The sequence below is a fragment of the Corynebacterium sp. HMSC070H05 genome, assembly GCF_001837615.1.
Lineage (GTDB): Bacteria > Actinomycetota > Actinomycetes > Mycobacteriales > Mycobacteriaceae > Corynebacterium > Corynebacterium coyleae.
This window is the reverse complement of the sequence record NZ_KV833317.1, coordinates 6,667-13,828: the sequence shown is the minus strand read 5'-3', so window position 1 is coordinate 13,828 and position 7,162 is coordinate 6,667. Positions and strand designations below refer to the sequence as shown.

At 65.4% G+C, this 7,162-nt stretch carries 5 protein-coding genes; 1 reads left to right on the top strand and 4 read right to left on the bottom strand.

What is annotated here, in order from left to right; genetic code table 11:
• Positions 1-1,808 (bottom strand): TPM domain-containing protein (locus tag HMPREF2617_RS05065; RefSeq protein ID WP_070840249.1); only part of this gene is annotated, 1,808 nt, incomplete at its 3' end.
• A gap of 19 nt (positions 1,809-1,827) precedes the next feature.
• Between HMPREF2617_RS05065 and HMPREF2617_RS05060 the strand changes: the two genes are divergently transcribed.
• Entirely contained in the window at positions 1,828-3,150 is a 1,323-nt protein-coding gene (locus HMPREF2617_RS05060; protein ID WP_070840248.1) for a deoxyguanosinetriphosphate triphosphohydrolase, read from the top strand.
• 414 nt (positions 3,151-3,564) lie between these two features.
• Here the strand turns inward: HMPREF2617_RS05060 and HMPREF2617_RS05055 are convergent, their stop codons facing one another.
• The 3 genes from HMPREF2617_RS05055 to HMPREF2617_RS05045 are packed head-to-tail and all read right to left on the bottom strand — an operon-like array spanning position 3,565 to position 6,516.
• Positions 3,565-4,545 carry an ArsA family ATPase gene (locus tag HMPREF2617_RS05055; protein ID WP_070840247.1) on the bottom strand — a complete coding sequence of 327 codons (981 nt, stop codon included), beginning with the start codon at positions 4,543-4,545 and terminating at the stop codon, positions 3,565-3,567.
• Complete coding sequence (locus HMPREF2617_RS05050; protein ID WP_070482853.1) at positions 4,536-4,793, bottom strand: cory-CC-star protein; 258 nt, start codon at positions 4,791-4,793, stop codon at positions 4,536-4,538. Before HMPREF2617_RS05050 ends, HMPREF2617_RS05055 begins: the two co-directional genes overlap by 10 nt.
• Positions 4,777-6,516: a carbon starvation CstA family protein gene (locus tag HMPREF2617_RS05045; RefSeq protein ID WP_070840246.1), complete on the bottom strand. Its 1,740-nt coding sequence runs from the start codon at positions 6,514-6,516 to the stop codon at positions 4,777-4,779. Before HMPREF2617_RS05045 ends, HMPREF2617_RS05050 begins: the two co-directional genes overlap by 17 nt.
• Positions 6,517-7,162 lie beyond the last annotated feature (646 nt).

Here is a 7,162-nt window from a genome sequence, read left to right as displayed (position 1 = left end):
TCGTCGTTGGCGGAGTTTTCGGCGCGGCGGGCGGTGTCGGTGGCGGTGCGGGCGGCGTCGATAGCTGCACGCGTGTCGCGCACACGCAGCTGGAGCGCCTGGGCATGCTGGCGCTTCGCCTCAGCCAGCAACGTGCGCGCGTGCGAGCCGATGATGCGGCCGCGCGAGCGGATCAGGTCTTCGGCGCGCTGGATCTGCGCGGCACAGACCTGCATTTGCTGGTCGAACAGTTGCAGGGCGCGGGCTTGGTCGCCGGCGACGCCGCGGGCACGGTCGAGAGCATCGTCGATTTCGGCGTCCATGTTCGCCAGTTCCTCGTACAGGGCAAGTGGGTCGGTCTCGGCGCGGTTGCCCATCGCGTCGAGCATGTGTTGGGCCTTGGCGGAGACGGCGTCCAGGGCGGCGACGTCGATACGCGCGCCCTGCTCACGGGCACCCTTGACGGTTTCGACGTCGCGGAGTTCGGCGCGGATTTCGTCGATAAGCGCTGGCAAATTGGTTTTCGCCGCCCGGATGTTCTCTTCCGCGTGCTCGATCGCGTTGAGGTTCGTGTCGGAGACCTCGACGGCGTGCGACGCCGCGGCGAGCGTGTCCAGCAGCGCGCCTTGGCGGCCAGCGGGCTGTGCGGCGAGGCTGCGGGCGTCGTTAAGTGCCTTCTCGGCTTCGTCGAGGGAGGCCTGCGCAACATCGACGTTGTCCACTATCGACGACAACATCTCCACCGCATACGCCTCCCGCAGTTGCGCAAGGGTGGCGCGGGCGGGCTCGAGGCGCGCGCGGATGTCCACGGTGCGGGCGAGGATCTTGTCTACCTCTTCGGGCGCGCGCATGAGGACGCCGCGCATGTCGTTGAACTCGGCGGTTTTGTCGCGAAGCGCCTGTTCAGCCTTGCCTGACGACGAGATGATGTCGACGAGCATGGCGCGTTTTTCGGGTTCGGTTTCGGGGATGGCGTCGTAAAGTTTCTGGTGCGTGGAAAACGCGCGCTGCAGTGTACGGGTGGCCTCGTTCATGGCGGAAGTGAACGGGCGGACACGCTCGGCGCCGAACTCGGAGGTGGCCAGTTTCAGCTCCTCTTTGCCTTGCGTGATGGATTCGTCGGCGGACACGAGCGCGTCGCGTGCAACCTCCTCCAGGGTTGCGGTGGGCAGGCGGCCGAGCGAATCGGTATCCGCCGGGTCGAGCGCCTTCGCAGAGGCGATCTGCTTCGCCTGCTGCTTGCGTGAGCCCTTGCGCGCCGCCGCGTACATGCCGCCGCCGGCGAGCGCCGCAACTCCGAGGCCGCCTGCGACCCAGCCTGCGCCAGCGCCATCGCTTGACGACGACCCACTCACCGACTCAACCGCATTCAATGCAGCCTGCGACCAATTGTGCTGGCTTAACTGGGCGTAGGCGGCGTCGTTCATCTGGTCGATCTCGGCCTGCGTCCACTCTTCGCCACCGCCGACGTTGTAGGCGCGCTCGTCGGGGGAAATCACCAGCACGGCGGTGTTGGAGCCGTTCGCGGCCACGGCTTGGTCGACCCAGTCGGACGGGCTGATGCCGCCAAAGGAGCGCAGGAACACCACACGCACCGACTTGCCTTGCGACTGGCTGACCTGCTGGATCGCCTGCTCAATCTCGGCGCGCTCGCCATCGGTGAGCACGCCGGCGTCGTCGGTTACAGGCTTGGTCAGAAGCCCTGGTTTAACGGTGGAGTCCGTGGCCACGCCTTGCGCAAGCGCGGGCGTTTCGGCAAAACCTGAGGCGGGCGCTGCGAGAAATAGCATTCCGCCGACGGCGAGGACGCGAAGGTAACGGCTAGTCATGCGACTAGGGTAGCGCTTCGTGTACGCCTATAACGCCGACGATACGAAACGCCGCACCGCCGAGGGTCCGAAGGGGGCGCAGCTTGCGCCGGATTCGCGGGGTGCGTTTGCGCGTGACCGGGCCCGTGTGTTGCATTCGGCGGCGCTTCGTCGATTAGCGGACAAGACCCAGGTTGTTGGCCCGCGCGACGGCGACACTCCGCGCACGCGCCTGACGCACTCGCTGGAGGTCGCCCAGATTTCACGCGGCATCGGCGAAGGCCTCGGCCTGAACCCCGACCTGTGCGAGATGGCCGGCCTCACCCACGACATCGGCCACCCGCCCTACGGTCACAACGGCGAAGTCGCGCTCAACGAGGTCGCGCCCGACGGCTTCGAGGGCAATGCGCAGACGTTGCGCATCCTGTCGCGCCTTGAGCCCAAAGTGCTTATCGACGACCACTCTTACGGCCTCAACCTCACCCGCGCCTCCTTAGATGCCGCCGTGAAATACCCCGTGACCCGCACCAACCCCGACGGCACCCTAAACCGGAAGTACTCCGCCTACGACGAGGATGCGGCGGTGCTTGCGTGGGCGCGCGAAGGCCACACCGACGACATGCCACCGATGGAGGCACAGGTGATGGACTTTTCCGACGACATCGCCTACTCCGTCCACGACGTCGAAGACGGCATCGTCTCCGGGCGCGTCTCCCTGCAGGTGTTGTGGGACTTCGTCGAACTCGCCGCCCTTGCCGAGAAGGGCGCCGCCGCCTTTGGTGGCGACGCCGACTCACTCGTCGACGCCGCCGACCGCCTCCGCGCCCTTCCCGCCATCGCAGCCGCCGCCGACTTCGACTACACCCTGTCCTCCTGGGTCGGTCTGAAGGGGCTGACGTCGCAGTTGGTGGGGCGCTACATCGGCGGCGTGACCAAGGCGACCCTCGACGGCAACGCTGCGGGCGCTGGCGCTGCGGGTGCCTCGGGCGCTGCTGCAGCCCCGGGCGTTGCGAGCGCTGCGGGTGCCTCGGGCGTGATGGGCCGCCAGCACGGCCGCCTCATCGTCCCGCCCGACGTCGAGGCCGAAGTCCGACTGCTCAAAACCGTGGCGGTGCTCTACGTCATGGACGTGCCCGCCCATCTCGCGCGTCAGGACCGCCAGCGCGACCGCATCTACCGCGTCCACGAGTACCTGCGCGCCGGCGCCCCGGGCACCCTGGACACGATGTTCCGTGCCTGGTTCGAAGCGGCCGACACCGACGCCGAGCGCGAGCGCGTGATCATCGACCAAATCGCCTCCATGACCGAGTCTCGCCTCGAGCGCACCGCGAAGAAAGCCAGCGCCTTCGAAGGCTTCTACTAAGCCCGCGCGGTCGCGGTGGATTAGCCGAAGAGGCGGCTGAAGAAGCCGCGCTTGCTCGTCTTGCTCGCGTCGCGCGGGCATTCGCACCATTGTCCGGACGCGACGCCAGCCTTGACCTGGTCAACGTGGTTGCCGCAGCCTGCCCAGGTGGTCTTGCCGCAGGTTGTGCAGTGGACGGGACGGCACATTGGGGCTCCTCTCGCTCGCAGATATTGCGAGTGAGCCTATACCGCGCCGAGGATGAATACGGCGAAAAGTGAGCTTAGGGGCAAACCCGAACTCGTCCCGACGGCGATTCCTACTGCCCTTCACTGTGTTCCACTGTGGTCGTGCCGCGCATCCGAGTTCGGGTTTGCCCCTAAGCTGCCAATCGGACACCTTCCCCCTTGAACCGCAGAGATCGGGGCGGGGCTGCTAGAGGCGGGCGGCGATGTCGGCGAGCGCGGCGCGGGTGCCGATCTCCCCGGGCAGCCACGGCAGTTCCACGCGCGGCACGTTGGGCAGTTTCGCGTCCAGAAGGGCAAGCGCTTCGTCTTCCACGGCGCGCCGGGCAGCCAAGAACTCGCTGGCGCTCGAGCCAGCGCCAGCACCAGCGCCAGTGCCATCCGCAGCGGCGTCGGCGGGGCTGCGGCGATTGACGACGAGGCCGGAGACGCGGATGTGGTGTTGGGTGAGGTCGTCGTAAAGTTCGGTGCTCTCGAGGACCGGAAGCCGCTCGGCGGTGAGCACGATGGTGAACGTGCAGCGGGCCGGGTCGGTAAGAATGTCGCGGAGGCGCTCGAACTTGCGGCGACGGCGCAACAATGTGGTGCGGATCTGCTGGTTGCGGCGCTGCACCGGGTCTTGGTCCGCGCCGCCGAGACCACGCAGGGCACGGGAGAACTTGTCGGATTGTTCGCGGCGCTGCATCAGCCCGCCGGTGTAGGCCGCCATCAACTCCGGCAGGGCAAGGAGGCGGGAGGTGTGGCCGGAGGGGGCGGTGTCGAAGATGATGTGGTCGACGCCTTGCGTGTCCACGAGTTCCGCCACGCGTTCCAGCATCGCCGCCTCGTGCATGCCGGGGGAGTTGCGCGACAGGTCCAGGTGGCGGCGGATTTCGGGGTGCATGCGCTCCGGCATCATTGCCCGCATGGACTGCTCGACTTCGGCGAGGTGGCGTTCGGTGGTGGTGGCGGGGTCGAGTTCGACGACGCTCAAGCCGGGTTCGAGTTCGGTCGGCGTGTCGGAGAGCGACACCGACCAGATGTGGCCGAGGTTGTGCGCCGGGTCGGTGGACACCAGCAGTACGCGCCGGCCGGCTTCGGCGAGGCGTACCGCGGTGGCGGCGGAGACGGTTGTTTTGCCAACCCCGCCTTTGCCGCCGAAGAACATCACGGGTGCGGTTTCTAGCAGCATCGCACGCCATCCAAGGGGGAGTGGGACATGCCCATGCGGGTGTGCCAGGCGTGGAATTCGTCGTAAAGCAAAGGCATGAGCTCGAGGGTGTAGAAGGAGGCGGGGTTGGGGATGCCGAGCGTTTCGGAGGCGACGAGCAGTGTGAACAGGTCGTCTTCTTCGCGGGCGGCGCGGGCAAATTCTCGACGATAAGGCGCCTTGTAGAACTCGTCCAGGCCGGCCGCGAAGGTTTTAAAGCGCTCGAGCATCTGCAGCGTCCGCGTCAGCTGCGGTGGCAGTGTGTTCGCCGGGCATGGTTTCGTCGTCACGCCAGATCACTGCGGGCTCGCGACGTGCCTTTGAGATCGCAGTGAATGCCTCGGCGATGACCCAGATTGCACAGCAGATGATGATCACGTCGAGGACGAGCAGCAGCCAGTTGCCGGAGTTGTAGAACGTGCGCACCTGCAGCAGCGCCGCCCACAGGGACATGATGGTGACGAACACCAGCGGGACGAGCACTGGCCAGGAGGGGCGGCGCAGTTTGGTCAGCATGATCGCCACGATGGACAGGGTCAGGCCCGCCATGAGTTGGTTGGTGGTGCCGAACAGTGGCCAGATGAGCATGCCGCCGGAGCCGTCGATGCCCATGGAGAACGTCAGGCCGAGTGCGCAGCCGACCGCGATGATGGTGGCGACGAGGCCGGAGAGTTTGAAGCCCATCAGGTCGCCGATTTCGGTGACGACGAAGCGCTGCAGGCGGATACCGGAGTCCATGGTGGTGGCGGCGAAGAGGACGGCCATCGTCGCCAAGATTGTTGCGGACAGGGACTGCGGGATGCCCAAGCCTTCGTTCATCAGTGCGCCGCCGCCTTGGATGAAGGCGTTGACGCCGCCGGCGTTCCATTCGCTGTAGATGGTTTCCCAGTCGGTGATGGTTTTGAAGCCGGCGGTCGTCGCAACGATGGTGCCCAGCGCGAGCAGGCCTTCGCCGACGGCGCCGAAGTAGCCGACGAAGCGCACGTCGGTTTCCTTATCGATCTGCTTCGACGACGTACCCGAGGACACAATGCCGTGGAAGCCCGAGATCGCGCCGCAGGCGATGGTGACAAACAGGAGCGGGAAGATGCCGGGGGTGCCGTCGGGGACGGTGTCGCGAAGTGTCGGGGCGACAACTTCTGGACGGACGACGAAGAACGAGCCGTACAGAATGATCAGCCCGACGAACAGTTGCAGACCGTTGATGTAGTCACGCGGCTGCAGCAGCACCCACACCGGCAGCAGGGAGGCGATGAAGGCGTAGAGGAACAGGAAGATGATCCACCAGCCGCGATCCGGGATGCCCAGCATGACTTCGGGCAGGGCGAGCGGCATGCGGTCGCCGAGGATCATCAGGCCGTAGAGTGCGGCGACGCCGACGAAGGACACCAGCGGCAAGTTCCAGTTAAAGCGGTAGATCGCCTGGCCGATCAGCAGGGCGACCAGGATCGCGCCCCAGGTCGGGATGACGGCGGTTGGGGTGGAGATCAGCAGGTTAGAAATCACCACCGCGAACGCCGTGTTGACCATGAGCAGCAGCAGGAAGATCACGATGAGGAACAGGTTGCGTCCGCGCGCGCCGATGTAGCGCCCGGACAGTGTGCCAATGGAGTGCCCGCGGTGGCGTTGCGACGCCCACAGCGCCCCCATGTCATGCATCCCCGCAAAGAACACCGTGCCGAGCGTCACCCAGAGGAACGCCGGCACCCACCCCCAAATCACGGCGACGGCCGGGCCGATGATCGGTGCTGCGCCCGCCACGGAGGTGAAGTGGTGGCCCCACAGGACGTATTTGTTGGTGGGGACGTAGTCCACGCCGTCTTCCATGGTGTGGGCGGGCGTAGAGTAGGCGTCCGAGAGTTGGTACACCTTTTTGCCCAGGAACTTTGAGTACAGCAGGTAGCCGGCGGCCATCATCGCGAGGCCGACGAGCACTAGGATGAGCGAGCTCATGGGCGTCCTCCATTCGTGTCGTGGTTCACAGTTTGCGAATTATGACACACAGCACACTTTTAAGTTTCCATTTGGGGTGTTTTTATGCGCTGTATTACGTGAGCGGGATGTCTGATACCCCTCGACTTCCGCGCGATGACCGCATAAGTTTGCGTAGTAGAACTTTTCTAGCTGTATCGAAAGGCGAAGGCATTTGTTTGATCGCGTGGAACGAATGACTCGAGCGTTTCCGTGGATGCTCTCGCTTTCCCCGGACGACCGAGAGGCGTGCGCGCGTGACCTTCGAGAAGCGATTACTTCGGAAGACCCCAGCCTGCTGGCAGCCGAGTTCACAGCATGGAAGGAAACTGCAACTGCTATAGCCGAGGGGATTGATTGCAAAGAGTTGGAGTGGCTCGACCCGTCAGATGACGCGTGCGTGGTTACGCGACCAGCGTGACCCCTTCGTCCTCAAACACTGCGCGCATTTTGCTTGTCGACGACCCCTCCACCCCGGAGCGCCCACGCCCGGCCACATCCCACGCCGGGGTGCACATGTGCGAAAACTGAGCTTAAGGGCAAACCCGAACTCGCACCGACGGCGATTCCTACCGGCCTTCACTGCGTTCCACTGCGGTCCACTGTGGTCGTGCCGCGCATCCGAGTT

Excerpts from the sequence above, each read along its gene's own strand:
- HMPREF2617_RS05045 (WP_070840246.1), bottom strand. The coding sequence starts at position 6,516 with ATGAGCTCGCTCATCCTAGTGCTCGTCGGCCTCGCGATGATGGCCGCC.
- HMPREF2617_RS05050 (WP_070482853.1), bottom strand. The coding sequence starts at position 4,793 with ATGCTCGAGCGCTTTAAAACCTTCGCGGCCGGCCTGGACGAGTTCTAC.
- HMPREF2617_RS05055 (WP_070840247.1), bottom strand. The coding sequence starts at position 4,545 with ATGCTGCTAGAAACCGCACCCGTGATGTTCTTCGGCGGCAAAGGCGGG.